This window comes from Cupriavidus sp. CPT47-8839-RL05A, assembly GCF_058792255.1.
The window spans coordinates 246,994-272,251 of sequence record NZ_JBYTEG010000008.1 but is presented as its reverse complement, the minus strand read 5'-3'; the positions used below and the strand labels follow the sequence as shown (position 1 = coordinate 272,251).

The following is a 25,258-nucleotide window of genomic DNA, read 5'->3' as shown; positions in this document are numbered from 1 at the left end:
GAGCAGGGCCCCGCTATGCGGGGCCCTTTCTTTTGGGGTGGCGCTAGGTGAAGGGATTCAGCAGCATCGCGCCCGTGCCGCGGAAGTCCTCAACATTGCGCGTGACAATGGTCAGGTCGTGGATCAGCGCGGTGGCGGCAATGAACTTGTCCAGCGCGTGCTCAGGCCGCGGTGCGCGCAGCTGGCCCCAGACCTGGGCGACGTCGGCATCGACCGGCAACACCAGCCGGCCAAAATCCTCCAGCACGGTTGCCAGCCATTGCTCCAGCACCTCGGCCTGCGCCGTATCGCCGCGGTGGCGGATCAGCGCTACGCCACGCTGGAGTTCGCCCACGGTCAGCGCCGACAGGTAGAGCGCGGCACCTTCCCGCGCCGCCTGCCGGAAGAACGCGCGCACGCCGGGGTTGGCGCGTTCGCGCTTGCGCGTTTCGCTGATGACGTTGGTATCAATCAAATACACGCGGCGCCTCGCCTGGATTCTGGATCCGCTCGAAGTCGGCGTCTTGCCCGACGTCCGGGATGCTGGCCAGCACCTCGGCCAGGCTGCGCCGGCGCGTGCCGCCCAGCGCCTGCGCCAGGATGGCGCGGTGCTCGGCCTCGGCGCTGCGGCCGTTGGCGACGGCCCGCTCGCGCAGGCGCTGGACCAGGGATTCATCGATGCCACGAACGAGTAGTGTTGCCATCTTGACCTCCTCACCATCGGATGGGGGAATGATAGCATTGTTATCAGTGCGGCGGTCACGTATCGAGGGCAGGCCATACATTGTGGCGGTGCCGGGCCGGTCCAAGGCTTTGGTGATTTGCATGTTGATCTCCTGGATCAAGTCGCTGAACGCAGGAGCCAGTCTGGGCCGCGCCGGGGCGCCGGTCGATGAGCCGATTCGCAATCGCGCGCCCGTCTCGTTCCCGCAACGCTCCCTTTCACAATACCGCCGCACCGCGGATCAGCGCTGCGCCAGGACTTCCTCCAGCGTGACATGGCCCTGGAAGCCGCCTTGGCTTTGCGCCGGCGCCTGCCGCTCGACGGCGTGGGCGAAGCGTACCGCCGGATCGGCTTCCAGCTGGTTGTAGAGGCGCTGCAGGTTCGGATAGTCCTCGCGGTTCAGCACCGCGTGGTACTTGGTCCAGCGGGCGATGCCGATGAAATAGGCGTCGGCCACCGTGCGGTGCTCGCCAAGCAGCCACCGCCGGTCGCCCAGCATGGCTTCAAGCTCGGCATGCACGTTGCGGACTTCCGCCGCGCCATAGCGGGTCAGGGCCTCGAGTTCGGCCCCTTGCACGCCATGCTCCAGCGCGTACCAGAGCGGCGCGAAGGCGCTGAAAAAGCTGGTGTTGAGGTAGCCCAGCATCTGGTTGAGCCGGTCGAAATCCCGCGTGTCCTGCGCAAAGCCGAGCTTGCGGGCGATGCCGCGCGCGCCGATGTGGTTCATGATCGCCTGGCTTTCGCTGAGGAAGTTGCCTTGCGCGTCCATCAGCGTGGGCGTTTCACCAATCGGGTTGATGCGGCGGTAGGCGTCGCTGGTCACGATTTCCGGCATCTCGATGCGGCTCAGGCGATACGGTTCGCCCAGCCATTCAAGCGCGACGATCGAACCGAACGAGCAGCCAGAGGGGACGCCATAGAAGAGGGTGGTGGTAGGCATGGGAAGTTCTCCTGGTTTGGGTAGCGCCCGCCGATCGGGCATAGCGGAACTGTAGATGTGTGGACTTTGCGCGAGTAGTGGGCAAAAATCCGACCTATCGTCCACATGTGTAGACTTTGCGCCGTCATGCTGAACCTGAACGACCTGCGCTTCTTTGTCATGGCCGTGGCCAATGGCGGCTTTGCCGCCGCCGGGCGCGCGCTGGGCGTGCCCAAATCCACCGTCAGCAAGCGCGTGGCCGAACTGGAGCAGGCGCTGCAGGCGCGGCTGCTCTACCGGAGTTCACGCAGCTTTACGCTGACCGATGCCGGCCGGGATTTCTACGAGCATGCGCGCGCGGCACTGATCGAGGCCGAGGCGGCGCAGGAGGCTGTGCAGCGGCGCGTGGCCGAACCCAGCGGCACGGTGCGCATCACGGCGTCGGTGCCTACCGCGCAGCAGTATCTGGCCATGCACCTGCCCGCGCTGGCCCGTGCCTATCCGCGCCTGCACGTGCAACTGGAGGTGTCCGACCGGAGGGTCGACCTGGTGCAGGAGGGCTTCGACATTGCCGTACGCAGCCATTTCGCGCCGCTGCCGGACTCGGGCCTGGTGCAGCGCCAGCTTGCAGTGGACGAGATCGTGCTGGTGGCGTCGCCCACCTACCTGTCGGGCCGCGGCACGCCGCAAGCGCCCGCGCAGCTGTCCGACCATGATGGGCTGCTGACCGGGGCCGCCGCCGGCACCTGGCGCCTGCGCGGGCCGGCCGGCACGGGTGCGGAAGTCACGCCGGTGCCCCGCATGACCGTGAACGAATCCGCCGTGCTGCTCGGTGCCGCCGTGGCGGGGCTGGGTATCGTGCCGCTGCCGCAGGAACTTTGCCGCGCGGCGCTGGCGGCCGGCGAACTGGTGCGCGTGCTGCCGGACTGGACCGCGGGCAGCGTGACCACCACGCTGCTGATGCCGGCGCGGCGCGGGCAGTTGCCCGGCGTGCGCGCGACGGTGGATTTCCTGGTGCAATGCCTGGCGCCGGCCGGCGCCGGGGCGGACGCGCGCCCATGAAAAAGCCCCGCATTGCTGCGGGGCCCTGGGTCTGCCATCCGGCTCAGTTCTTCTTTTCGAACTCGAACTGCGGTGTCGCGGGCTCAGGTGCCGGTGCCGCGCCTGGCAGTTCCAGCGAACCCGGCGGGGCGGCCGGTCCTGGCGCCGACGCCGGTTTCTCCGGCTCTGCGCCAAGCGGGATACTGACCTCCGCCGCGTTGCTGTGCTTGAGCGAACCCTTGTCCAGCAGCCCTGTCACCATGCCCGGCCAGAACATCACCAGCAGCACCATCGCCATCTGCAGCCCGACCCAGGGCAGGGCACCCCAGTAGATGTCGGAGCTCTTCACTTCCTTCGGCGCGATGCCACGCAGGTAGAACAGCGCGAAGCCGAACGGCGGGTGCATGAACGAGGTCTGCATGTTCACGCACAGCATCACGCCGAACCACACCAGTGCCGCCGTCGCCGCGGCTTCCGGGTTGCCGCCCATGGAGTCGGCCACCACCGGTGCCAACACCTTGACCGCCACCGGCGCCAGCATCGGCACCACGATGAAGGCGATTTCGAAGAAGTCCAGGAAGAAGGCCAGGAAGAAGATAAACAGGTTCACCACGATCAGGAAGCCGATCCAGCCGCCTGGCAGCGAGGTGAACAGATGCTCCACCCAGGCGCCGCCGTCCACACCCTGGAACACCACCGAGAAGCAGGTGGAGCCGATCAGGATGAACACCACCATCGCGGTGATGCGCGCGGTCGACTGGTAGGCATCGACGATCAGCAGGCGCAGCTCGGTCATCTGGCCGGCGCGCAGCAGCAGCCAGAGGATGACCAGGTACACCACCGCCAGCGGGATGCGGAACACGTGCGAGCCGAAGGCGAAGAAGCCCACCGCCGCGGCCACCAGCGTGGCGGCGATGCCGACGCGGTAGATCTGGCGGTCGATCCGGGTAAAGGCCTTGTCGCGGATCACTGCCAGCACCAGCGCGCCGACCGCACCCATGGCGCCGGATTCCGTCGGCGTGGCAATGCCCAGCATGATGGTGCCCAGCACCAGGAAGATCAGCACTGCGCAGGGGATAATGCCGCGCAGGCATTTGCGCCACAGCGGCCAGCCGCGCAGCGTGCGCGCTTCGGCGGGAACCGGCGGCAGCCAGTCGGGCTTGAAGCGCGTCAGGAAGAAGGTGTAGAGCGCAAACAGCGCGATCTGGATCACCGACGGGCCCCAGGCGCCCAGGTACATGCTGCCCACGTCGGCGCTGCCCATCGGGGTCTTGAGCTGGTCTGCCAGCACCACCAGCACCAGCGACGGCGGCACCAGCTGCGTGATGGTGCCCGATGCGGCCAGCACGCCGGTGGCGTACTTCATGTTGTAGCGGTAGCGCATCATCACCGGCAGCGAGATCATCGCCATGGCGATCACCTGTGCGGCCACCGTGCCGGTGATCGCACCCAGGATAAAGCCGACCAGGATCACCGAGTAGCCCAGGCCGCCGCGCACCGGGCCGAACAGCTGGCCCATGGAGTCCAGCATGTCCTCGGCCAGCCCGCATTTCTCCAGGATGGCGCCCATGAAAGTGAAGAACGGGATCGCCAGCAGCAGCTCGTTGGCCAGCACGCTGCCGAACACGCGGCTCGGCACGGCCTGCAGGAAGCTGGCCGGGAAGTAACCCCATTCGATTGCCAGGAAGCCGAAGGCCAGGCCCACCGCCGACAGCGAGAACGCGACCGGGAAGCCGATCAGCATGAACAGCACCAGGCCGCCGAACATCATCGGCGGCATATATTCCAACGGAATCATTGAACCGGCCTCTCGTACTTGGATTCGATGCGCACCAGGCCCTTGAGGGCGGCGAAGCGCTTGATCAGTTCGGACACGCCCTGCAGCGTCAGCAGGGCAAAGCCGATGGGCACCACCAGCTTGATCGGGTAACGCGGCAGGCCGCCGGAATTGCCCGATTGCTCGAGGATGCGCCACGAGGGCAGAAACAGCGATTCCCACGACAGCCAGGTGAACAGCACGCACGAGGGCAGCAGGAATACGACGATGCCGAAGATGTCGATCCAGTGCTGCGCGCGTTCCGACACGTTGCCGTAGATCAGGTCTACGCGCACGTGCTCATTGCGCTGGAAGGTGTAGGAGGCGCCGAACATCACGGCAATGGCAAACATGTACCACTGCAGTTCGAGTGGCCAGTTGTCGCTCAAGTTGAAGCCATAGCGCAGAAGGGCGTTGCCTGCGCTGATCAGGCACGACAGCAGGATCATGATGTTTGCAAGCCTGCCAGTGTGCTGATTCAACCTGTCGATCTGTCGTGACAGACCAAGCAAGTAATACATGGGTTGTCTCCCCGGTTTTTGCGGCGCCTAGTTTATCTGTAACAAAATTCGCAGGCGCTAGGGGCTACTACCTACGGGGGCGACGAGATTGCGCCAGAATGGGGAATGCCAACAAAAAAAGCCACCGGGCTCGCGCTGCGGTGGCTTCTTCTTGCGCAAAACTTACGCGAAACTTACAGAGGGTCCCGCTGTTACAGCGCCGCGCGCGCGGCCGCGATGGCGGCGCGCACTTGCGCCGGCGCCGTGCCGCCGATATGGTCGCGCGCGGCGACCGAGCCTTCCAGCGTCAGCACCGCGTGCACGTCGTCGCCGATCAGCGCGGCCTTGTCGCCCAGGCCCGAGACCTCGCGCAGCTCGGCCACGCTCAGGTCGGCCAGGTCGCACTGGCGGCTGTCGCAGGCGCGCACCGCGTGGGCCACGGCTTCGTGGGCGTCGCGGAAGGGCAGGCCCTTCTTGACCAGGTAGTCGGCCAGGTCGGTGGCGGTGGCGTAGCCCTGCAGCGCGGCGGCGCGCATCGCTTCGGGCTTGACGGTGATGCCCGGCACCATGTCGGCAAAGATGCGCAATGTGTCCACGACGGTATCGACCGTATCGAACAGCGGCTCCTTGTCTTCCTGGTTGTCCTTGTTGTACGCCAGCGGCTGGCCCTTCATCAGCGTCAGCAGGCCGATCAGGTGGCCGTTGACGCGGCCGGTCTTGCCGCGCGCCAGTTCGGGCACGTCGGGGTTCTTCTTCTGCGGCATGATCGAGCTGCCGGTGCAGAAGCGGTCGGCGATGTCGATAAAGCCCACGCGCGGGCTCATCCACAGCACCAGTTCTTCCGAGAAGCGCGACACGTGCGTCATCACCAGCGCGGCGGCGGCGCAGAATTCGATGGCGAAGTCGCGGTCCGACACGGCGTCCAGCGAGTTGCGGCACACGCCGTCGAAGCCAAGCTGCTGCGCCACGAACTCGCGGTCGATCGGGTAGCTGGTGCCGGCCAGCGCGGCGGCGCCCAGCGGCAGGCGGTTGACGCGCTTGCGGCAGTCGGCCATGCGCTCGGCATCGCGCGTGAACATCTCGTTGTAAGCCAGCAGGTGATGGCCGAAGGTGACGGGCTGCGCCACCTGCAGGTGGGTGAAGCCCGGCAGGATGGTGTCGGCATGCTTATCCGCCAGGTCCAGCAGCGAAATGCGCAGCGCGCCGAGCAGGGCGACGATGTTGTCGATCTCGCTGCGCAGCCACAGGCGGATATCGGTGGCGACCTGGTCATTGCGCGAGCGGCCGGTGTGCAGGCGCTTGCCGGCATCGCCCACCAGCGCGGTCAGGCGCGCCTCGATGTTCAGGTGGACGTCTTCCAGGTCCAGCTTCCACTCGAAGCCGCCGGCCTCGATCTCGGCGCTGATCTGCGCCATGCCGCGCTCGATCTCGGCGCGGTCGGCCTCGGCGATGATGCCCTGCTTTGCCAGCATGGCCGCGTGGGCCAGCGAGCCCTGGATGTCGAACAGGGCCAGGCGCTTGTCGAAGAACACCGAGGCGGTGTAGCGCTTCACCAGGTCGGACATCGGTTCGGAGAAGCGGGCGGACCAGGCTTCGCCTTTCTTGGCAAGTTGGGAGGTGGACATGGACGTCGGCTGCAGTGGCTCGCGCGGGCAGGCGCCGGCGTGCGGACGGCGGCGGGCGCGAGAAATTGGGAAACGGCGATTATATCGCCCGCCGGCCCGCTGGCGGCGTCGGCCGGCGCGGCAGCGCCGTTCATCAGAGCCGGCTGTGGATCACAGGCCCCTTGAACACCACCGGGCCGCTTGGCCCATCGGCATTGGGCGAGCCGCCCGGCGGCTCGATGCTGACCGCCAGCGCGGGCACCGCCGCGGGCAGTTGCGCCAGCGCCAGCCGGGCTTCGGGTGTCCGGCCGATCACGCCCAGCGACTGCGGCTTGCCGCTTGCAGGCAGCGCCCACAATTGCAATACCTGCTCGTCGCTCAGCGCCAGGTGATCCAGGCGGCGCACGATCAGGCTGCGTGCGCCGGCATCCCACAACACCAGCATCGCAGGCTGGGCACGGTCGTCGTTCAGCACGGCGACGACCTCGGCCGGCGCCGCCTGATCCTGTCGGGCCAGCTGGATGCCGATGCCGACGGCCAGCACCGCCACCATGGCCATTGCCGCGGCGGCGCCACGCCAGAACACCGGGGCCGACCACAGGCGCTGCCACCAGCCGTCCGCGGGGCGGGTGTCAGGGGCCGGGCGGTCCGGCTGACCGACCTGATCTGCCACCTTCCAGCCGAGGCGATCCTCGATCCCGCACCATACCTTGTCGACCGGCTCGGCGGCCGCCTGCAACTCGGCCACGCCCGCCAGCCGCGCCTGCCAGCGGTGTATCGCGGCGCGCACCGCGGGCTCTTCGCGTGCGAGTTGTTCCAGGCGGCGCCGTGCGCCGCCGCGCAGCACCCCCAGCGCGTACTGCGCGGCGATGCGGTCGAGCAGGTCGGGATGGCTGGCCAGCTTCATGCCGCGCCCTCCATGCAGCTGCGCAGCCGCTCCAGGCCGCGCCGGATCCAGGACTTGACCGTTCCCAGCGGCGCGCGCAGGCGGGCGGCCAGCTCGGCGTGGCTCAGGTCCTGCAGGTAGGCCAGCATGATGGCCTGGCGCTGCGGCTGCTCCAGGCGCTGCAGGCAGCGGTTGAGCGCGCGTGCCTGCTGGCTGGCATCGGCCAGTTCCGCGGGCCCGGCAGTGTCGTCGGCCAGCCATTCGCCCAGGTCTTCGTCAAGCTCGACCGTCTGCCCGACGCGTGCCGCGCTCGCCCGGCGCAGGCAGTCCAGCGCGCGGTTGCGCACGATCGCGGTCATCCAGGTCATCGGCGCGGCCAGGTGCGGCCGGTAGTCGCCGGCGTGGTGCCAGATGCTGACAAAGCTTTCCTGCACGACATCCTCCGCCCAATCGCGCCTGCCAGTGATACGCAGCGCAAGGCCAAACAGTTTCGTCGCGGTGAGGTCATAGAGGCCGCGCAGCGCCTGCCGCTCGCCGATGGCCACGGCCTGGAGCAGGGCCGCAAGCCGCTCGGCGCCGGGCGGCGCGGCGTAGGTTTCGGCGGAAGGGGACACCGGAGAGGGGGGCACCGGGGCGTCTCGCGAAAGGGTGTTGCCGGATTATAGGCACGACCTTGCATCCGATTGGCCCCGGCGTGCGTATCAGGTGGCAGGCGCACGATGGCGGCCCCGGGCTGCGGGCCGCGGCGCCGTTGATCCCACACAGGAGAACATCATGGAACGCATGCGCACCACTGCGGTCACGACAGATCCGACCGATTCCCTTGACCGCATTGTGACCGCGCCCGATGCGCGCCGCCGCGGGCTGCTCAAGGCGCCGGGGCTGTTCGCGCTGGGCTCGCTCGCCGTCATCAGCCTTGGCGAGTCCATGCCGGCCTGGGCGCAGACCCAGTCGGGCAGCACCAGGGACGACATCAATATCCTGAACACCGCGCTGGGACTGGAATACCAGGCGATCGCGGCCTACCAGGTGGGCGCGGAAAGCGGCTTGCTGCAAAAGCCGGTGCTCGCCACCGCGGTCAAGTTCCAGGACCACCACAAGGCGCACGCGCAGGTGCTGGCCGGGACGGTGTCAAAGCTGGGCGGCACCCCGGTGGTGGCGAAGAAGGCGTCGGAATACACCTTCCCGACTGACAAGCTGAAGACCCAGGCCGATGTGCTGCGCTTTGCCGCGGGGCTGGAGAAGGGCGCCACCGCCGCCTACCTGGGCGTGCTGCCGAACTTCCACAACCGCGAACTGACCCGCGCCGCCGGCAGCATCCTCGGGGACGAGGCGATGCACTGGGCGGTGCTGCTGCACGCGCTGGGTGAAGATCCGGTGCCGGGGGCGTTTGTGGGGTGAGGGGTCAGACTGGCGCCATTTGAAAGAGCTGCCGCCCGATGTGGAAGCGCCCCTCTCCCGCACGCGGGAGAGGGGCGCAGACCGGCAGCATTCTGACGCCAATCAGCCCGTATTGCGCAGGCCCGCCGCGACCCCGTTGATGGTCAGGTGGATGCCGCGCCGCACCCGGATGTCATCGCCATCCTTGCCCGAGCGGAAGCGCTTGAGCAGCTCGACCTGCAAGTGGTTCAGCGGATCGAGATACGCAAAGCGGTTCTTGATCGAGCGCGCCAGCAGCGGGTTGTCCGCCAGGCGTTCCTGGTGGCCGGTGACCAGCGTCAGCATCTCGCAGGTCAGGTGCCATTCCTTGCTGATGCGGTTGAACACGGTGCGGCGCAGGGCCGCGTCGTCGCACAGCTGGGCGTAGCGCGAGGCCACGGCCAGGTCGGTCTTGGCCAGCACCATGTCCATGTTGGACAGCAGCGTCGAGAAGAACGGCCAGGTCTTGACCATGCGGCGCAGCGTGGTCACGGCCAGCTTGCGCGCCTTGTCGTCCGGCGCGGTGTCCAGCAGCGACTTGACCGCGCTGCCGAAGCCGTACCAGCCCGGCAGCAGCAGCCGGCACTGGCCCCACGAGAAGCCCCACGGAATCGCCCGCAGGTCTTCGATGCGGCGGTTCTTCTTGTCCATGAGCTTGCGCGAGGCCGGGCGCGAACCGAGGTTCAGGTCGGCAATCTCGGTGATCGGCGTGGTGGCGAAGAAGTAGTCCTTGAAGCCGGGGGTCTCGTAGACCAGGTCGCGGTAGGCGGTGAAGGCCCGGTCCGACAGCTGCTGCATCACGGCCTCGAACATGTCGAGGTCCCTGGGTGCGTTCTGCTGCGGCAGCAGCGAGGCTTCCAGCGTGGCGGCGACCACGGTTTCCAGGTTGCGCCGGCCGATCTCGGCGTTGGCGAACTTGCTGTTGATGATCTCGCCCTGCTCGGTCAGCCGGATCTGGCCGTTCACCGTGCCCGGCGGCTGCGACAGGATGGCCTGGTAGGTCGGGCCGCCGCCGCGGCCGACGGTGCCGCCGCGGCCGTGGAACAGGCGCAGCTTGACCTGGCGCTGCTCGAACAGCTGCACCAGCTCCAGCTCGGCCTTGTACAGCTCCCAGGTTGAAGTCAGGAAGCCGCCGTCCTTGTTCGAGTCCGAGTAGCCGAGCATCACTTCCTGCTCGACGCCATGGTGCGCGATCACCGAATCGAAGCCCGGCAGGTCCAGCAGCGACTGCATGATGCCGGCGGCGTTGCGCAAGTCCTCGATGGTCTCGAACAGCGGGATCACCATCAGCTCCATGCGCGCCGGGTCGGTCTTGCTGCCCAGCGTGCCCTGCAGCATGCCGGATTCCTTCTGCAGCAGCATCACTTCGACCAGGTCCGACAGCGTCTCGGTGTGCGAGATGATGTAGTTGCGCGCAATGCGCTTGCCATAGCGCGCGCGCAGCTCGCGCGCGGCGGCGAAGATCGCCAGTTCCTTGCGGGTCTGCTCGGAATACTCGTGCCACGGCAGCGTCAGCAGGCGCGGCTGGCGCAGTTCGGCCAGCAGCAGTTCCAGCTTGCGCGCCTCGGGCAGGGCGGCGTAGTCGGGAGCGATGCCGGCGGCGGCGAACAGCTCGGCGATGACCGCCTCGTGCACGTCCGAGACCTGGCGCATGTCGACCGATGCCAGGTGGAAGCCGAACACGCCGATGGCGCGCGCCAGCGCGTCGATGCGGCCGTTGGCCAGCGCCTGGCCATGGTTGGCGCGCAGCGAGTCGACCACCACCTGCACGTCGGCGGCAAAGGCCTCGGCGCTGTCATAGGGCTCGGCCGGCGCCACCGGGCGGCGCGGCACGGCGTGGCCGGTCAGCGCCTTGCTGGTTGCGGCCAGGCGCGCGTAGATGCCGATCAGCGCGCGGCGGTAGGGTTCGTCGGCGCGATGCTCGGAGTGGTCGGGCGAGCGCTCGGCCAGCGCCAGCAGTTCCGGGCTGGCGTCGACCATCAGCGTCGACATCGACAGCTCCGCGCCCAGCGCATGGACCTCATCCAGGTACCAGTCGATGATCATCTGCCCCTGCTGGCTGGCGGCGTGCTCCAGCGTCTCGGCGGTGACGTTGGGGTTGCCGTCGCGGTCGCCGCCGATCCAGGAGCCCATCTGCAGGAACGGCGCCAGCGGCGCCGGCTGCGCGCCCGGGGTGCCCTTGCGCTTGCGCGTGGTCGGGAACACCGCGGCGATGTCTTCTTCCAGCTCGCTCATCAGCTGCGGGATGCCGCGCAGGAAGCAGGTGCGGTAGTAGGACAGGGCGTTTTCGATCTCGTCGGCCACCGTCAGGCGCGAATCGCGCAGCATGCGGGTCTGCCACAGCGTGGTGACCTTGGCGCGCAGCTGCGCGGTGTTGTGGTCGCGCTCGCGCGCGGTCATCGGCAGGTCGCGCTCGGCCAGCAGGCGGGCGATCTCGCGTTCGGCGTCGAGAATGCTCTTGCGCTGGACTTCGGTCGGGTGCGCGGTCAGCACCGGCACGATCAGAGCCTCGTCCAGGAACTTGCGCAGCTGCTTGCCGGTCACGCCGGCGGCGTCGATCGCCTCCAGCGCGTGGGCCAGGCTGCCCGCCTGCGGCGGCGAGCCGGCCAGCGCGTGCACGCGCCGGCGGCGGTTGTGGTGCTGGTCTTCGGCGATATTGGCCAGGTGCGAGAAATAGCTGAAGGCGCGCACGACCTGGTTGGTCTGGTCGCGTGACAGGCGCTTGAGCAGGCGGTCCAGCTCCGCGCCGGCGGCGCGGTCGTTCTCGCGGCGGAAACGCACCGCGGTCTGGCGGATGGTCTCGACCACCTCGAAGGCGGCGTCGCCTTCCTGTTCGCGCAGGCATTCGCCCAGCAGGCGGCCCAGGAAGCGGATGTCCTCGCGCAGCGGCACGTCCTTGTCGGCGGTGCGGCGGGCGGTGGGGGCGATGGTGGTTCCGTTGCTCGACACGATGGAAAGCTTGGGCTTGGGGGAACGTTTGGTCCCGCTGCGGCTGGCGGGGCGTTTCGGTTCGGCGGTGGATGCGCCGTTTGCGTCACCCTGGCCGGCGCCGAGGGCAGGGCTTTGGTCTTTCGCAGCCGGGGCGGTCCGCCGGCCGTTGGGGCGCGCAGCATGCTGCGTCATGCAATCTCCTCGTTCTGCTTCTAGCTTATCTATTGATGCGGAGGGACTATTGGGTCGCGTGCTACCATTGACGCATGTCGTCTGCCACCCTGTCTTCCTCTACCGCTGTCGTGTCTCGCAATCTTCCGCAAAAGCTCGTCATTGCCTCCCGAGAGAGCCGTCTGGCCCTGTGGCAGGCAGAACATGTGCGTGCTGCATTGCAACAATACTATCCCGCGTGCGACGTGTCCATTCTTGGCATGACCACGCGCGGAGACCAGATTCTAGACCGTACGCTGTCCAAAGTCGGCGGCAAGGGTCTGTTTGTCAAAGAACTGGAGTTCGCGATGGACGAAGGCCGGGCGGACCTGGCGGTGCATTCGCTCAAGGATGTGCCGATGGAGTTGCCCGAAGGCTTCGCCCTGACCGCGGTGATGGAACGCGAGGATCCGCGCGACGCGCTGGTGTCTTCCGCCTACGCCTCGCTGGACGAGATGCCGGCCGGCATCGTGGTCGGCACCTCCAGCCTGCGCCGTGAAGCCGCGCTGCGCAGCCGCTATCCGCAGCTGGTGATCAAGCCGCTGCGCGGCAACCTGGACACGCGGCTGGGCAAGCTGGATCGCGGCGAATACGGCGCCATCATCCTGGCCGCCGCCGGCCTCAAGCGCCTGGGCCTGGGCGAGCGCATCCGCGCGCTGATCCCGATCGAGGTGTCGCTGCCGGCCGCAGGCCAGGGCGCCCTCGGCATCGAGATCCTGGCCAACCGGCCTGAACTTGCGCAATGGCTGGCGCCCCTGAACCACCAGCCGACGGCGCTGGCCGTGAGCGCCGAGCGCGCCGTGTCGCGCATGCTGGGCGGCTCGTGCCAGGTGCCGCTGGCCGCCCATGCGCGCTGGGAAGGCGATCAGCTGAAGCTGGACGCCTTTGTCGCCTTGCCCGATGGCACGCGCGCCATCCGCGCTGCCGCGTCCGGGCCGGCAGTTGACCTGGCTGCTGCCGAAGCGCTTGGCCAGGCCTGCGCGCGCGACCTGCTGGCGCAGGGTGCCGAAGCCATCCTCGCGGCACTGGCCGATTCTGGCGATCCCGCCGGCTCCCAAGCTCCTGCCTGAGGCTGCCCCATGCCCAGCCCGACCGTCGTTGTCACACGACCCGCCGGGCAGTCCCGGCAACTGACCGAGGCGCTGCAGGCCGCGGGCCTGGACGTACTCAGCTTTCCCTTGCTGGGCATCGGCCCGGCCGTTGACGACGCGCCGCTGCGCGCGGCGCTGGCGCGGCTGAACACCTTTGCGCTGGTGGTCTTTGTCAGTCCCAATGCCATTGCCTACGCGCTCGACGCACTGGCCGGCGTGCAGGGCGTGGCCGTGGCCCCATGGCCGGCGCAGGTGCCGGTGGCGGTGGTCGGCCCGGCCAGCGTCGCGGCCCTGGCCGAGCGCGGCATCGCGCCGCCCGCGTGCCGGGTGATCGCGCCCGCGGGCGCTGCCGCAAACGGACAGGGTCCCGATGACGCCGCACCGGAGGCCGAAGCGCTGCGCTTCGACTCCGAGGCCCTGTGGGCCCAGCTCGATCCCGCCGCGCTGGCGGGCAAGCCGGTCCTGATCATCCGCGGCAACGGCGGGCGCGACTGGCTGGGCGACCGCCTGCGCGAGGCCGGCGCCCAGGTCGAGGCCGTCGAGGCCTACCAGCGCACGCTGCCCGAACCCAGCGCCATGCAGTGGCAGGCCGTGCGCGACAACCTGCGTCCCGGCGCGGCGCCGCATGCGTGGCTCCTAACCAGTTCTGAAGCGGTGCGCAACCTTGACGCGCTGGCACGCCAGCATCTGTCGCCTGAGGAAGACGCTGCCCTGCGGCAGGTGCAGTGCATCGCGCCGCATGCGAGAATCGCCGAACAGGCGCTGGCGCTGGGCTTTCCCCATATCCTGCGCGCCGCCCCGGGCGATGCCGGCCTGCTGGCGGCGTGCCTGCAGTGGGCCGATGCCCATGCCGGTCCGGCGCCGGCAAGCATGGCCAGCGCGGCAATCGAAGCCAGCCCGCCCAGCGCCACAGCCGAAGCGCCGCCGGCCCCCGTGCCGGACGCAGCAGTTCCCGCAACGTCAACGAAGGTCGAACGCGTGACGCAAGAAACCACGTCCTCCTCCGCTACGCCGCCGCCCACGGCGGCCTCCGCAGCATCGGCGCAAGCCGCGCCCGCGCCGGGCCCCGCTACCCCCGCTGCTCCCAGTGCAGCCTCACGGCGGTCCGCTGCGTTGTGGGCGCTCGTCGCCGTGCTGGTGGTGGCGACGGCTGGCGGCTTCTGGTGGCTGCAGCAGCGCGTTGACCACCTGACCGGCGAGCTCGCGCGCCGCCAGCAAAGCAATGATGCGCTGGTGCAGGAGTCGCGCGTGCTCACCCGCAACGCGCAGGACACGGTCAAGGAACTGCAGGCCAAGGTCGGTGCACTGGAGAACCAGGTCGGAGAGACCCGCGACAAGCAGGTGGCGCTGGAACAGGTCTACCAGGACCTGATGCGCAACCGCGACGACTGGGAAATCGCCGAGATCCAGCAGTTGCTGACCAGTGCCGGCCAGCAACTGCAGCTGACCGGCAACGTGCAGGTGGCGCTGGCCGCGCTGCAAAGCGCCGACGCCCGCCTGGCGCGCGCCGACAAGCCGCAATACAACCTGCTGCGCCGCGCCATCGCGCGCGACGTCGCGCGCATGAAGGCGGTGCCCGACACCGACCTGACCGGCTCTGCAATTAAACTGGACGAGGCCATCAACCAGGTCGACTCACTGCCGCTGCTGTCCAGCGAACGCATGCTGGAGCGCAGCGAGGCCGACGCCCGCAAGGGCGCCGCGGCCAACGGTGCCAGCGCGCCGGCCGCCGCCAACGGCGCGGGCCCGGGCTGGTTCACGCGCCTGTGGGATTACCTGCGCGAAGAACTGGCGCAGGTGGTCCGCATCCGCAAGGTCGACGACGCCGAGGCGCTGCTGCTGTCTGGCGACCAGGGCTGGTTCCTGCGCGAGAACGTCAAGCTGCGCCTGCTCAATGCGCGCCTGGCATTGCTGTCGCGCAACGAACCCGTGTTCCGCAACGACCTGGCCGCCGCGCAGGCGATGATCGGCCGCTATTTCGATACCAAGTCGCGCCGGGTGCAGGGGGTGCTGACGCTGCTGCGGCAGGCGCAGGCCGGCGCGGTCACGGTGCAGTTGCCGACCATGTCCGAAAGCCTGGGCGCGCTGCATGCCCTGAAGAAGGAGTAAGCCCATGCGCCTTCTGTTCTGGGTTGCGGTCCTGTTTGGCGGCGCCGTCGGGCTGGCCCTGTTCACGCAGTTCAACCACAGCAATGTGGTGCTGTTCTATCCGCCGTATCGCGTCGAGCTGTCGCTGAACCTGGCGCTGGCCTTGCTGCTGTTGCTGTTCTTCGTGGTGTGGACGGTGATGTCCACCGTCCGCCATCTGGCCGACATGCCGCGCCGCGCCGCCGCCTACCGCGAGCGCAGCCGCATGAGCAAGGCACAGGCGGCGCTGCGCGAGTCGATCGAAAACCTGTTTGCCGGCCGCTTCGCCCGCGCCGAGCGCGCCGCGCGCGAGGCGCAGTCCTGGGACGACCAGGCCCAGACCGCCGCGCTGATCGGCGCCCGCGCCGCGCACCGGATGCAGGAAACCGAGCGGCGCGACGCCTGGATGGCGCAGGTCACCGACCCCGAGCGCGAGCAGGCGCGGCTGGTGTCGATGGCCGAGTTGCTGGTCGATGCCCGCGACGCCGACGGCGCGCTGGAGACCATCGCCCAGCTGCAGTCGCAGGGTGCGCGCCAGATCCACGTGCAGCGCATCGCGTTGCGCGCGCACCAGCACCTGAAGAACTGGACCGAGGTGCTGCGCCTGGCGCGCTCGCTGGAAAAGCGCAACGCGCTGCATCCGGTGCTGGCGCTGCGGCTCAAGCAGATGGCCGTCGAAGCCATGCTGGAGGAACGCCGCCACGACGCCGACGCGCTGACCGAGTTCTGGCGCTCATTGTCCGCCGACGAACGCCGCGCCACCCGCATCGCCGAACCCGCGGCGCGTTACTTCGCGGCGCTGGGCCGGCAGAATGAAGCCCGCCGCATCATCGAAGACGCGCTCAAGGTTAACTGGGACAGCCGCCTGGTGCTGCGCTATGCCGATTGCGCCGTTCCCGGCCACGCGCTGCCGCAGATCCAGCAGGCCGAGAAGTGGCTGGCCGCGCATCCCGCCGACGCCGACCTCTACTACACGCTGGGCGTGCTGTGCCTGGGCGAGAAGCTGTGGGGCAAGGCCCAGTCCAGCTTCGAGCGCGCGCTGAAATATGCCGAGCCCGACCAGCAGCGCCGGCTGCGCGTGCGCACGCACCTGGCGCTGGCGCGGCTTTTTGAGGAAACCGAGCGCTTCGACGACGCGCAGCGGCATTATCGCGAGAGCGCGATGCTGGCGGCCTGAGGATTTCAGGCGCTCGCGAACTCACCGCTGACAAAGCCTGCAAACTGACGGCTTGCTCCCTCTTCCGCTTGCTGGAGAGGGAGCACACAAACGGTTGCCCAGAGCTCCGTGGCGCTTGTCATCCCGGGCCATCAACCATCCTTACGTACTTTCCATTCCATGACACTCGACCGCATCCTCCAATCCCAGGGCTTTGGCACGCGCCGGTACTGCGGCGACCTGATCGCCGCCGGGCTGGTCGAAGTCAACGGCGAACTGTGCGAAGACCCGCGCGCGCAGTTTGAAGTCGACGGCCTGCGGCTCACCGTCGACGGCGAGGAATGGCTGGCCTGCACCAAGGCCTACCTGATGCTGAACAAGCCCACCGGCTACGAGTGCTCGCAGCGCCCGCGCCATCATCCCAGCGTCTACAACCTGCTGCCGGTGCCGCTGCGCCAGCGCGAGGTGCAGGCCGTGGGGCGGCTGGACCACGACACCACCGGGCTGTTGCTGCTGACCGACGATGGCCAGTTCATCCACGCCCAGACCTCGCCCAAGCGCAAGGTGCCCAAGATCTATGAAGTGACGACTGCCGAGCCGGTCACGCAGGAACAGGCCGAAGCGCTGTGCAGTGGCGTGCAGCTGCTCGACGAACCGGCGCCGATCGCTGCAGAAGCATGTGAGATCACCGGCGAACGCAGCCTGCGGCTGACCCTGGTGCAAGGCAAGTACCATCAGGTCAAGCGCATGGTGGCGGCGGCCGGCAACCATGTCAGCGCGCTGCATCGCAGCGCCATTGGCGGCCTGCAGCTCGATCCGGCCCTGGCCGAAGGTGAGTGGCGCTGGCTGACGGCACAAGAGCTGGCCGCCCTGACCCGCAAGGATTGAGCCAAACGGCAGTTCCAGAGCGTGGCCGGGCGCTCATTGCTGCACTGCAACGCCCGCCAATCTTTTCCGGAAGACCCCCGGCGATTTGATAAAATGCAAGGCATGGCGAAGCCCGAAGCACCTATCAATCTGACCAATCAGTTCCTGATTGCCATGCCTGGCATGGCCGATCCGACCTTTTCGGGTTCCGTCGTCTATATCTGCGAACACAATGAGCGTGGCGCGCTCGGGCTGGTGATCAACCGGCCCATCGACATCGACATGGCCACGCTGTTCGACAAGATCGACCTCAAGCTTGAAATCCAGCCAGTCGCGCACCAGCCGGTCTACTTCGGCGGCCCGGTGCAGACCGAGCGCGGTTTCGTGCTGCATGACCCGGTGGGCGTCTATGTGTCGTCGCTGGCCGTGCCCGGCGGGCTGGAGATGACCACCTCCAAGGACGTGCTCGAGGCCGTGGCCAACGGCAGCGGCCCGCACCGCTTCCTGCTGACGCTGGGTTACTCCGGCTGGGGCGCCGGCCAGCTGGAGGAAGAGCTCAGCCGCAACGGCTGGCTGACGGTCCAGGCCGACCCGGAGATCATCTTCAGCGTGCCGCCCGACGATCGCTTCGCCGCCGCCATCCGGCTGCTGGGCATCGACTTCACCATGCTGTCGGGCGAGGCCGGGCATGCCTGATGCCGTGGGGCGTGAACTGCCCCGCGACGGCACGGTCCTGGCATTCGACTACGGCGAAAAAAAGATCGGCGTTGCGCTGGGCAACTTCATCACGCGCGAGGCGCGTGCGCTGACCATTCTCCCCAATATCACCGTGGAAGGCCGCTTCGAGGCCGTGGCGGCGCTCATCCAGGCGTGGAACCCGGTGCAGTTGATCGTCGGCATGCCGGTCAACCCCGAAGGCGGCGAGCAGCCCTCGATGAAGCTGGCGCGGCGTTTCGGCAACCAGCTCAACGGCCGCTTCGGCCTGCCGGTGGAGTGGGTGGACGAGCGCTATACCTCGCGCGCCGCGTCGATGGCCGGCGCCCGCCGCGGCGAGCTCGATGCCGAGGCCGCCCGCATCATCCTGCAACAGTATTTCGACCAATTCCCGCTATGACGCAGATTTCCGTTCCCGACGCCGAGTCGCTGTACCGCAAGCTGCTGGACCAGGCCCGGGCCCTGATCCCCGAGGCCGAGCGTGCGCGCTGGTCGGTGGCCGGCATCCATTCTGGCGGCGCATGGATCGCCGCGCGGCTGGCCGCTGACCTGAAGCTGCCCGAGCATGGCGTGATCAACGTTGCCTTCCATCGCGACGACTATGCCAAGAAAGGCCTGCACAGCCAGGCCCAGCCGACCACGCTGCCGTTTTCGGTGGATGACCGCAACATCCTGCTGATCGATGATGTGCTGGCCACCGGCCGCACCATCCGTGCCGCCGTCAACGAGTTGTTCGACTACGGCCGCCCCGCGCGCGTGGCGCTGGGCGTGCTGGTCGACCGCGGCGGGCGCCAGCTGCCGATTGCCGCCGACCTGACTGCCGCCGAGATGGCGCTGCCGCCCGGCACCACGCTGGTGCTGTCGCGCCAGGGCGAGGGTGCCGGCGCACAATTCGCCTTTGCGACCGAACCTACCGATTCCGCCACCGGCTGAACCGGCCCGCATGCCCCAGGCGCGCCCGTGCGCGCCTGGCCCCCAGCTCCGAGACCAGACCACCCCCGTTTTTTGCCCGCGCCCGACCAGCCATGACCAAGACGTTCCGCAACCCGCAGCTCACCAAGAACGGCGAACTGAAGCACCTGTTGTCGATCGAGGGGTTGTCGCGTGACATGATCACGCACATCCTCGACACCGCCAGCCAGTTCGTATCGCTGTCCGACTCAGACCGCGATGTCAAGAAGGTGCCGCTGCTGCGCGGCAAGAGCGTGTTCAACCTGTTCTTCGAGAACTCCACCCGCACCCGCACCACTTTCGAGATCGCCGCCAAGCGGCTGTCGGCGGACGTGCTGAACCTGAACATCAACGCCTCGTCGACCAGCAAGGGCGAGTCGCTGCTGGACACCATCAACAACCTGTCGGCGATGTCCGCCGACATGTTCGTGGTGCGCCATGCCAGCTCGGGCGCACCTTACCTGATCGCCGAGCACGTCGCGCCGCACGTGCACGTGATCAATGCCGGCGACGGCCGCCACGCGCACCCGACGCAAGGCCTGCTGGACATGTACACGATCCGGCACTTCAAGAAGGATTTCACCAACCTGACGGTGGCCATCGTCGGCGACATCCTGCACTCGCGCGTGGCACGCTCCGACATCCACGCGCTGACCACGCTGGGCGTGCCCGAAGTGCGCGCCATCGGTCCGCGCACGCTGCTGCCGTCGGGGCTGGAGCAGATGGGCGTGCGCGTCTTCCACGACATGGAAGAGGGCCTGAAGGGCGTGGACGTAGTCATCATGCTGCGGCTGCAGAACGAGCGCATGAGCGGCGCGCTGCTGCCGTCGGCGCAGGAATACTTCAAGGCCTATGGCCTCACGCCCGAGCGCCTGGCACTGGCCAATCGCGACGCCATCGTGATGCACCCGGGACCCATGAACCGTGGCGTCGAGATCGATTCCGCCGTGGCCGACGGCCCGCAGTCCGTGATCCTGAACCAGGTGACCTTTGGCATCGCCGTGCGCATGGCGGTGATGGGCATCGTGGCCGGGAACAGCGACGAATGACAACAGGGCTGACCCACGAAACGCGCCAGACCACACCGAACCAGCCAAGCGACACGACAAGCCAAGCTATGAAGATTCACATCAAGGGCGGCCGCCTGATCGATCCGGCCAGCAACACCGACGCCACGCAGGACCTCTACATCGCCGCCGGCAAGATCGTCGGCGTTGGCAGCGCCCCGGCGGACTTCACCGCCAACAAGACCGTCGATGCCAGCGGCCTGATCGTGTGCCCCGGCCTGGTCGACCTGTCCGCGCGCCTGCGCGAGCCCGGCTACGAATACAAGGCCACGCTCGAATCCGAAGTGGCCGCCGCCACCGCTGGCGGCGTGACCAGCCTGGTCTGCCCGCCCGATACCGATCCCGTGCTCGATGAGCCGGGCCTGGTCGAGATGCTGAAGTTCCGCGCCCGCACCCTGAACCAGACCCACGTGTACCCGCTGGGCGCGCTGACGCTGGGCCTGAAGGGCGAGACGCTGACCGAGATGAACCAGCTGACGGAAGCCGGCTGCGTCGGCTTCAGCCAGGCCGAGGCCCCTGTCCTCAACACCCAGGTGCTGCTGCGCGCGCTGCAATACGCACAGACCTTCGGCTTCACCGTCTGGCTGCGCCCGGAAGACCCGTTCCTGGGGGGCGGCGTCGCCGCCAGCGGCGCCGTGGCCTCGCGCCTGGGCCTGTCCGGCGTCTCCGTGATCGCCGAGACCGTGCGCCTGCACACCATCTTCGAACTGATGCGCAGCACCGGCGCCCGCGTGCACCTGTGCCGCCTGTCGTCCGCCGCGGGGCTGGAACTGGTGCGCCAGGCCAAGCGCGAAGGCCTGAAAGTGACCTGCGACGTCAATATCCACCACGTCTCGCTGACCGACATGGATATCGGCTACTTCAACTCGCAGATGCGCTTCTCGCCACCGCTGCGCAGCCCGCGCGACCGCGACGCCATCGTCGCCGCGCTGGCCGACGGCACCATCGACGCCCTGTGCTCGGACCACACGCCAGTGGACGACGACGAGAAGCTGCTGCCGTTCGCCGAGGCATCGCCGGGCGCAACCGGCCTGGAACTGCTGCTGCCGCTGACCCTGCGCTGGGCCGCCGAGCACAAGGTCCCGCTGGCCCAGGCACTGGCCCGCATCACCGCCGAACCCGCGCGCGTGATCGGCCTGAAGGCCGGCACCCTGGCCGTCGGCAGCGCCGCCGACGTGTGCGTGTTCGACCCCAGGCAGGTCTGGAAGGTCGACCGCCGCTCCATCAAGAGCCAGGGCAAGAACTCACCGTGGCTCGGCTACGAGATGGAAGGCAAGGTCCGCATGACCCTGGTCGGCGGGCAAGTCGTCTACGGAAACCACGCCCACGCATGATCTGGCTGCGCAAGACCGCGCTGGTGCTGCACCTGCTGCGCGGGCTAGTGACCTGCGCCTTGCTGTTCCCGTGGCTGGGCGTGCGCACGCGCGAGTGGCATATTCGCCGCTGGTCACGGCGGTTGCTGCGGATTTGCGGGGTGGAGGTGGAAGTGGTGGACGCCACCGGCGCAGCGTCGCACGGCGCTGGCCGCCAGGGCGCGATGGTGGTTTCCAACCATATTTCGTGGCTGGATATCTACGTCATCCACAGCTGGCAGCCGGTGCGGTTTGTCGCCAAGTCAGAGATACGCGACTGGCCGCTGATCGGCTGGCTGTGCGGCAAGACGGGAACGATCTTCATCGAACGGGCGCGCAAACGCGATGCCCACCGCGTGCTGCACGACATCACCGACGTGATGCTGCAGGGCGACCTCGTCGGCGTGTTCCCGGAAGGCACCACGACCGACGGCACCGAGGTGCTGCCATTCCACGCCAACCTGATGCAGGCGCCGATTTCTGGCGGGTTGCCCGTGCAGCCTCTGGGACTGAACTACCTCGATGCCGCTACGGGGCAACCAACGCTTGCCGCCGCCTACATCGGCGAGACCACATTGCTGCAGTCACTGGAAGCGGTCTTGCGCGCACCCCGAATCAAGGCCAGGCTGGTAATCGGGCCTGCGCTGGTGCCGGCCTCGGGCGACCGCCGCGAGCTTGCGAACTCCGCCAGGGAGGTGGTCGCCCACCTCAGCCAGGGCGCGCCGGAACACGCTGCCGCCGCGGCCCGACGGCTGAACCACCCCGTCGAGCCCGGCGGCGTGCCCCAGCCAAGCTCCGCTGCCATCAGCTAGCCGTCCTGTCGTCCCCGCCAACGCGGGATTGCCAGTCAGGCCAGCGGGTCACAATATTGCGGGCAATCAACCTGAACGACGGTCCGTTCGGCAGGATCCTGTGCCAACCGGGCCGCCGTCAGCTTGCCACCCCAGACGCAGCCAGTATCCAGCGCCATCAGATTCGGCCGCATGACCAGGCCCAGCGTCGACCAATGGCCGCATACCACGGTCACATCCTCGGTACGCCGCCCCGGCACGTCGAACCACGGCATGAACCCATCCGGCGCCTGGCCCAGGCCTTCCTTGGTCTTGAAGTCCATCACGCCATCGACAGTGCAGTAGCGTAGCCGGGTGAGGGCATTGACCACCACCCGGTGGCGATCAATGCCGCGCAGGCCGTCGTGCCAGCGGTCGGAGGCGTTGCCGAAGATGTCGGCGAGGAAGCGTTGCCAGTTGGGGCCTTGGAGTTGATCTTCGACTTCGCGGGCGAGGTCGATGACCTGGGTGGCGGTCCATTGGGGGAGGACGCCGGCGTGGACCAGGAGGAAGTTGTTTTCCAGCAGGGCCAGGGGGCGGTGGCGGAGCCAGGTTAGCAAGTCCTCACGGTCGGGGGCGTTGAGGATGTCGTCCAGGGTGTCGGATTTGCCTTTTTTGCGGACGCCAGCGGCGACGGCGAGGAGGTGGATGTCGTGGTTGCCGAGGACGGTTTCAGTGCGGTTGCCCATGGCGCGGATGGCGTGGAGGGTTTGGAGGGAGGCTGGGCCGCGGTTGACCAGGTCGCCGACGAAGCGGAGGGCTGGCTGGGTTGGCAATTCGCCCAATAGGATGTCCAGCGAGGCTGCACAACCCTGTAGGTCGCCGACGGCATGTGGTGTCGAATGAAGCACTTTATCGGTTGGCATCAGAATCGGTGAAAAACTATTTCGCTTCTATTTGTAGTTTTGTGACCGATATACCGTGGCATGGTTACATGAGGCTACAAAAAGAGGGGGAGGGGATGTAGGTTAGGGCATTCCGTCGGATAGAATACCGCCACTTCTGCAGGCACTTAACGCCCCGCCGTCCAGGAAGCGGACAAGGTGGGCGCTCGGCATTTGCCGGGTCATCGAAACATATCGAGGCAAGGAGCAAGTTTTGTCGCATATTTTGGTCACAGGCGGCGCTGGGTTCATTGGCGCCAATTTCGTTCTGGCATGGCTGGGCGACAAGGCGGCGGATGGGGTCGTCAACGTCGACAAGCTCACCTATGCGGGCAACCGGAAGACGCTGGCGTTGGTCGAGGACGATCCGCGCCACGTATTCTCGCAAACGGATATATGTGACCGTGGTGCACTGGACAAGCTCTTCGCGACCTACAAGCCGCGCGCAGCCGTGCACTTCGCGGCGGAAAGCCACGTTGACCGCTCCATCCACGGCCCCGGCGAATTCATCCAGACGAACATCGTCGGGACCTTCACGCTGCTGGAAGCGGCCCGCGCTTACTGGGACAGCCTGGAGGGTCAGGCCAAGTCTGAATTCCGCTTCCTCCACGTCTCGACCGACGAGGTGTTCGGCTCGCTGAGCGAAACCGACCCGCAGTTCTCGGAGACTACGCCTTACGCGCCCAACAGCCCGTACTCGGCATCCAAGGCTGCATCGGATCACCTGGTGCGCGCCTATCACCATACCTACGGGCTGCCGGTCCTGACGACGAACTGCTCCAACAATTACGGCCCGTACCACTTCCCGGAAAAGCTGATCCCGCTGATTATTGCCAATGCGCTGGCGGGCAAGCCACTGCCGATCTATGGCGATGGGCTGAATGTGCGCGACTGGCTGTACGTACGCGATCACTGCTCGGCGATCCGCGAGGTGCTGGCCAAGGGACGGCTCGGCGAAACCTACAACGTCGGCGGCTGGAACGAGAAAACCAATCTCGACGTGGTGCACACGCTGTGCGATCTGCTGGACGAACTGCGTCCCAAGACCACCGGTTCTTACCGCGACCAGATAACCTTCGTGAAGGATCGTCCGGGGCATGACCGCCGCTATGCCATCGATGCTCGCAAGCTGGAGCGCGAGTTGGGTTGGAAGCCGGCGGAGACGTTTGAATCCGGCATGCGCAAGACGGTGCAGTGGTACCTGGATAACCAGGCGTGGGTGCAGGACGTGATGTCCGGCGAGTACCGGCACTGGGTGGTGAAGCAATATGCAGCGTAATCCGGTGGTTCCGACGATTCTCGTAACAGGCAGCAACGGGCAGGTAGGGTTCGAACTGCGCCGGAGCCTTGCGCCGCTCGGAAATGTGGTGGCACTGGATCGCACCGGCTGCGACTTGTCGCGACCGGACGAAGTCCGTCGTGTGGTGCGTGATATTCGGCCCGACGTGATCGTCAATCCGGCGGCCTACACCGCGGTGGACAAGGCGGAAACCGAAGTGGATCTGGCCTTTGCCATCAACGGCACGGCACCCGGCATCCTCGCCGAGGAGGCAAAGGCTCTCGGCAGTCTGCTGGTCCACTATTCGACCGACTATGTCTTTGACGGCACCAAGGACGGTGCTTACGTTGAAACCGACGCGGTCCATCCCCAATCGGTCTATGGCAAGAGCAAGCTTGCGGGCGAACAGGCTATTGCCGCTGCCGGGGCACAGGCGCTGATCCTGCGCACCTGCTGGGTGGCAGGTGCCCATGGCGGCAATTTTGCCAAGACCATGCTGCGCTTAGGTAAGGAGCGTGAAAGTTTGCGCGTCATTGCTGACCAGTTTGGCGCCCCGACTACCGCGTCCTTGATTGCTGATATCACGGCGCAAATCATCGCGCGGCATTGGCTCTTTGGAGACCGTGACGCGTTTGTACCTGGCATCTATCACCTCGCTGCCGCAGGAGAGACAACCTGGCACGCCTATGCTTCCGAGTTGCTGCGATATGCCAGTGCGCGTGGGGTAGAGCTTAAGGCCAATCCTGAGCAGATTGAAGCCATTCCTGCAACAGCCTATCCGCTGCCTGCGCCACGTCCGTCGAATTCCCGGCTTGACACCGCGCGTCTGCGCCAGACTTTCGGCGTTCACCTTCCGGACTGGAAGCAGGGCATTCATTTCCTGCTGGACCAGGTCCTTCCATAAAGGGTCA

General features: G+C 67.4%; 24 protein-coding genes. 14 read left to right on the top strand and 10 right to left on the bottom strand.

Going from position 1 to position 25,258, the window contains the following annotated elements:
- Positions 1–43: 43 nt before the first annotated feature.
- From AC3WVS_RS12450 to AC3WVS_RS12440, 3 genes are all read right to left on the bottom strand, one after another.
- A complete protein-coding gene (locus AC3WVS_RS12450) occupies positions 44–460 on the bottom strand; it encodes a type II toxin-antitoxin system VapC family toxin (RefSeq protein WP_037023550.1) in 417 nt (138 codons plus the stop codon).
- Entirely contained in the window at positions 447–683 is a 237-nt protein-coding gene (locus tag AC3WVS_RS12445) for a FitA-like ribbon-helix-helix domain-containing protein (RefSeq protein ID WP_010813840.1), read from the bottom strand. The genes AC3WVS_RS12450 and AC3WVS_RS12445 overlap by 14 nt, the downstream gene beginning before the upstream one ends.
- 261 nt (positions 684–944) lie before the next feature.
- Entirely contained in the window at positions 945–1,643 is a 699-nt protein-coding gene (locus tag AC3WVS_RS12440) for a glutathione S-transferase family protein (protein ID WP_492318878.1), read from the bottom strand.
- Positions 1,644–1,769: 126 nt separating this feature from the next.
- Here AC3WVS_RS12440 and AC3WVS_RS12435 point away from each other — a divergent pair, with 126 nt between their 5' ends.
- The gene (locus AC3WVS_RS12435) at positions 1,770–2,684 is read left to right on the top strand and encodes a LysR substrate-binding domain-containing protein (RefSeq protein ID WP_492318877.1); all 915 of its coding nucleotides are present in this window, start codon (positions 1,770–1,772) and stop codon (positions 2,682–2,684) included.
- Between the two features lie 43 nt (positions 2,685–2,727).
- On the opposite strand, the gene AC3WVS_RS12430 is transcribed toward AC3WVS_RS12435, so the two are convergent.
- The 5 genes from AC3WVS_RS12430 to AC3WVS_RS12410 all read right to left on the bottom strand — a co-directional run bounded on the left by AC3WVS_RS12430 (position 2,728) and on the right by AC3WVS_RS12410 (position 8,083).
- Positions 2,728–4,461 (bottom strand): TRAP transporter large permease, encoded by a 1,734-nt coding sequence (locus tag AC3WVS_RS12430; RefSeq protein WP_492318876.1) that lies wholly within the window; start codon positions 4,459–4,461, stop codon positions 2,728–2,730.
- Positions 4,458–5,000 (bottom strand): TRAP transporter small permease subunit, encoded by a 543-nt coding sequence (locus AC3WVS_RS12425; protein WP_454751231.1) that lies wholly within the window; start codon positions 4,998–5,000, stop codon positions 4,458–4,460. The genes AC3WVS_RS12430 and AC3WVS_RS12425 overlap by 4 nt, the downstream gene beginning before the upstream one ends.
- A 191-nt stretch (positions 5,001–5,191) precedes the next feature.
- Positions 5,192–6,604 (bottom strand): argininosuccinate lyase, encoded by a 1,413-nt coding sequence (argH, locus tag AC3WVS_RS12420; protein ID WP_492318875.1) that lies wholly within the window; start codon positions 6,602–6,604, stop codon positions 5,192–5,194.
- A gap of 133 nt (positions 6,605–6,737) precedes the next feature.
- Entirely contained in the window at positions 6,738–7,490 is a 753-nt protein-coding gene (locus AC3WVS_RS12415; RefSeq protein ID WP_492318874.1) for an anti-sigma factor, read from the bottom strand.
- Positions 7,487–8,083, bottom strand: coding sequence for a sigma-70 family RNA polymerase sigma factor (locus tag AC3WVS_RS12410; RefSeq protein WP_010813835.1), 597 nt, complete (start codon positions 8,081–8,083; stop codon positions 7,487–7,489). The genes AC3WVS_RS12415 and AC3WVS_RS12410 overlap by 4 nt, the downstream gene beginning before the upstream one ends.
- Positions 8,084–8,243: 160 nt before the next feature.
- Between AC3WVS_RS12410 and AC3WVS_RS12405 the strand changes: the two genes are divergently transcribed.
- Positions 8,244–8,870, top strand: a complete 627-nt coding sequence (locus tag AC3WVS_RS12405; RefSeq protein WP_010813834.1) for a ferritin-like domain-containing protein — start codon at positions 8,244–8,246, stop codon at positions 8,868–8,870.
- Positions 8,871–8,972: 102 nt separating this feature from the next.
- Here the strand turns inward: AC3WVS_RS12405 and ppc are convergent, their stop codons facing one another.
- Entirely contained in the window at positions 8,973–12,011 is a 3,039-nt protein-coding gene (gene ppc / locus AC3WVS_RS12400; protein WP_492318873.1) for a phosphoenolpyruvate carboxylase, read from the bottom strand.
- Positions 12,012–12,085: 74 nt separating this feature from the next.
- On the opposite strand from ppc, the gene hemC reads away from it, so the two are divergent.
- From hemC to AC3WVS_RS12350, 10 genes are all read left to right on the top strand, one after another.
- A complete protein-coding gene (gene hemC, locus AC3WVS_RS12395; RefSeq protein WP_492318872.1) occupies positions 12,086–13,099 on the top strand; it encodes a hydroxymethylbilane synthase in 1,014 nt (337 codons plus the stop codon).
- A 9-nt stretch (positions 13,100–13,108) separates the two neighbouring features.
- Complete coding sequence (gene hemDX, locus AC3WVS_RS12390; protein ID WP_492318871.1) at positions 13,109–15,229, top strand: fused uroporphyrinogen-III synthase HemD/membrane protein HemX; 2,121 nt, start codon at positions 13,109–13,111, stop codon at positions 15,227–15,229.
- A 4-nt stretch (positions 15,230–15,233) separates the two neighbouring features.
- On the top strand, positions 15,234–16,424 hold the full coding sequence (locus AC3WVS_RS12385; RefSeq protein WP_010813830.1) for a heme biosynthesis protein HemY: 1,191 nt from the start codon (positions 15,234–15,236) through the stop codon (positions 16,422–16,424).
- A 159-nt stretch (positions 16,425–16,583) separates the two neighbouring features.
- Positions 16,584–17,291: a pseudouridine synthase gene (locus AC3WVS_RS12380; protein WP_492318870.1), complete on the top strand. Its 708-nt coding sequence runs from the start codon at positions 16,584–16,586 to the stop codon at positions 17,289–17,291.
- Positions 17,292–17,393: 102 nt separating this feature from the next.
- On the top strand, positions 17,394–17,966 hold the full coding sequence (locus AC3WVS_RS12375; RefSeq protein ID WP_010813828.1) for a YqgE/AlgH family protein: 573 nt from the start codon (positions 17,394–17,396) through the stop codon (positions 17,964–17,966).
- Complete coding sequence (gene ruvX / locus AC3WVS_RS12370; RefSeq protein WP_012353630.1) at positions 17,959–18,384, top strand: Holliday junction resolvase RuvX; 426 nt, start codon at positions 17,959–17,961, stop codon at positions 18,382–18,384. Before AC3WVS_RS12375 ends, ruvX begins: the two co-directional genes overlap by 8 nt.
- Positions 18,381–18,917, top strand: coding sequence for a bifunctional pyr operon transcriptional regulator/uracil phosphoribosyltransferase PyrR (gene pyrR / locus AC3WVS_RS12365; protein WP_492318869.1), 537 nt, complete (start codon positions 18,381–18,383; stop codon positions 18,915–18,917). Before ruvX ends, pyrR begins: the two co-directional genes overlap by 4 nt.
- 92 nt (positions 18,918–19,009) lie before the next feature.
- Positions 19,010–19,984 (top strand): aspartate carbamoyltransferase catalytic subunit, encoded by a 975-nt coding sequence (locus AC3WVS_RS12360; protein WP_010813825.1) that lies wholly within the window; start codon positions 19,010–19,012, stop codon positions 19,982–19,984.
- A gap of 68 nt (positions 19,985–20,052) precedes the next feature.
- A complete protein-coding gene (locus AC3WVS_RS12355; RefSeq protein WP_492318868.1) occupies positions 20,053–21,336 on the top strand; it encodes a dihydroorotase in 1,284 nt (427 codons plus the stop codon).
- On the top strand, positions 21,333–22,166 hold the full coding sequence (locus AC3WVS_RS12350) for a lysophospholipid acyltransferase family protein (protein WP_013957748.1): 834 nt from the start codon (positions 21,333–21,335) through the stop codon (positions 22,164–22,166). The genes AC3WVS_RS12355 and AC3WVS_RS12350 overlap by 4 nt, the downstream gene beginning before the upstream one ends.
- A gap of 35 nt (positions 22,167–22,201) precedes the next feature.
- Here AC3WVS_RS12350 and AC3WVS_RS12345 read toward each other — a convergent pair whose 3' ends face one another.
- Positions 22,202–23,050: a symmetrical bis(5'-nucleosyl)-tetraphosphatase gene (locus AC3WVS_RS12345; protein WP_492318867.1), complete on the bottom strand. Its 849-nt coding sequence runs from the start codon at positions 23,048–23,050 to the stop codon at positions 22,202–22,204.
- 232 nt (positions 23,051–23,282) lie between these two features.
- Here AC3WVS_RS12345 and rfbB point away from each other — a divergent pair, with 232 nt between their 5' ends.
- Both rfbB and rfbD read left to right on the top strand, forming a co-directional pair.
- Positions 23,283–24,347, top strand: coding sequence for a dTDP-glucose 4,6-dehydratase (rfbB, locus tag AC3WVS_RS12340; protein WP_492318866.1), 1,065 nt, complete (start codon positions 23,283–23,285; stop codon positions 24,345–24,347).
- Positions 24,337–25,251 (top strand): dTDP-4-dehydrorhamnose reductase, encoded by a 915-nt coding sequence (gene rfbD, locus AC3WVS_RS12335; protein WP_492318865.1) that lies wholly within the window; start codon positions 24,337–24,339, stop codon positions 25,249–25,251. Before rfbB ends, rfbD begins: the two co-directional genes overlap by 11 nt.
- Positions 25,252–25,258: the final 7 nt, after the last annotated feature.

Excerpts from the sequence above, each read along its gene's own strand:
- AC3WVS_RS12375 (WP_010813828.1), top strand. The coding sequence starts at position 17,394 with ATGGCGAAGCCCGAAGCACCTATCAATCTGACCAATCAGTTCCTGATT.
- AC3WVS_RS12440 (WP_492318878.1), bottom strand. The coding sequence starts at position 1,643 with ATGCCTACCACCACCCTCTTCTATGGCGTCCCCTCTGGCTGCTCGTTC.
- AC3WVS_RS12430 (WP_492318876.1), bottom strand. The coding sequence starts at position 4,461 with ATGATTCCGTTGGAATATATGCCGCCGATGATGTTCGGCGGCCTGGTG.
- AC3WVS_RS12435 (WP_492318877.1), top strand. The coding sequence starts at position 1,770 with ATGCTGAACCTGAACGACCTGCGCTTCTTTGTCATGGCCGTGGCCAAT.
- AC3WVS_RS12345 (WP_492318867.1), bottom strand. The coding sequence starts at position 23,050 with ATGCCAACCGATAAAGTGCTTCATTCGACACCACATGCCGTCGGCGAC.
- argH (WP_492318875.1), bottom strand. The coding sequence starts at position 6,604 with ATGTCCACCTCCCAACTTGCCAAGAAAGGCGAAGCCTGGTCCGCCCGC.
- pyrR (WP_492318869.1), top strand. The coding sequence starts at position 18,381 with ATGACGCAGATTTCCGTTCCCGACGCCGAGTCGCTGTACCGCAAGCTG.
- AC3WVS_RS12385 (WP_010813830.1), top strand. The coding sequence starts at position 15,234 with ATGCGCCTTCTGTTCTGGGTTGCGGTCCTGTTTGGCGGCGCCGTCGGG.
- AC3WVS_RS12360 (WP_010813825.1), top strand. The coding sequence starts at position 19,010 with ATGACCAAGACGTTCCGCAACCCGCAGCTCACCAAGAACGGCGAACTG.
- ruvX (WP_012353630.1), top strand. The coding sequence starts at position 17,959 with ATGCCTGATGCCGTGGGGCGTGAACTGCCCCGCGACGGCACGGTCCTG.
- AC3WVS_RS12425 (WP_454751231.1), bottom strand. The coding sequence starts at position 5,000 with ATGTATTACTTGCTTGGTCTGTCACGACAGATCGACAGGTTGAATCAG.
- hemC (WP_492318872.1), top strand. The coding sequence starts at position 12,086 with ATGTCGTCTGCCACCCTGTCTTCCTCTACCGCTGTCGTGTCTCGCAAT.
- AC3WVS_RS12380 (WP_492318870.1), top strand. The coding sequence starts at position 16,584 with ATGACACTCGACCGCATCCTCCAATCCCAGGGCTTTGGCACGCGCCGG.
- AC3WVS_RS12415 (WP_492318874.1), bottom strand. The coding sequence starts at position 7,490 with ATGAAGCTGGCCAGCCATCCCGACCTGCTCGACCGCATCGCCGCGCAG.
- rfbD (WP_492318865.1), top strand. The coding sequence starts at position 24,337 with ATGCAGCGTAATCCGGTGGTTCCGACGATTCTCGTAACAGGCAGCAAC.
- AC3WVS_RS12355 (WP_492318868.1), top strand. The coding sequence starts at position 20,053 with ATGAAGATTCACATCAAGGGCGGCCGCCTGATCGATCCGGCCAGCAAC.
- hemDX (WP_492318871.1), top strand. The coding sequence starts at position 13,109 with ATGCCCAGCCCGACCGTCGTTGTCACACGACCCGCCGGGCAGTCCCGG.
- AC3WVS_RS12445 (WP_010813840.1), bottom strand. The coding sequence starts at position 683 with ATGGCAACACTACTCGTTCGTGGCATCGATGAATCCCTGGTCCAGCGC.
- AC3WVS_RS12350 (WP_013957748.1), top strand. The coding sequence starts at position 21,333 with ATGATCTGGCTGCGCAAGACCGCGCTGGTGCTGCACCTGCTGCGCGGG.
- ppc (WP_492318873.1), bottom strand. The coding sequence starts at position 12,011 with ATGACGCAGCATGCTGCGCGCCCCAACGGCCGGCGGACCGCCCCGGCT.
- AC3WVS_RS12405 (WP_010813834.1), top strand. The coding sequence starts at position 8,244 with ATGGAACGCATGCGCACCACTGCGGTCACGACAGATCCGACCGATTCC.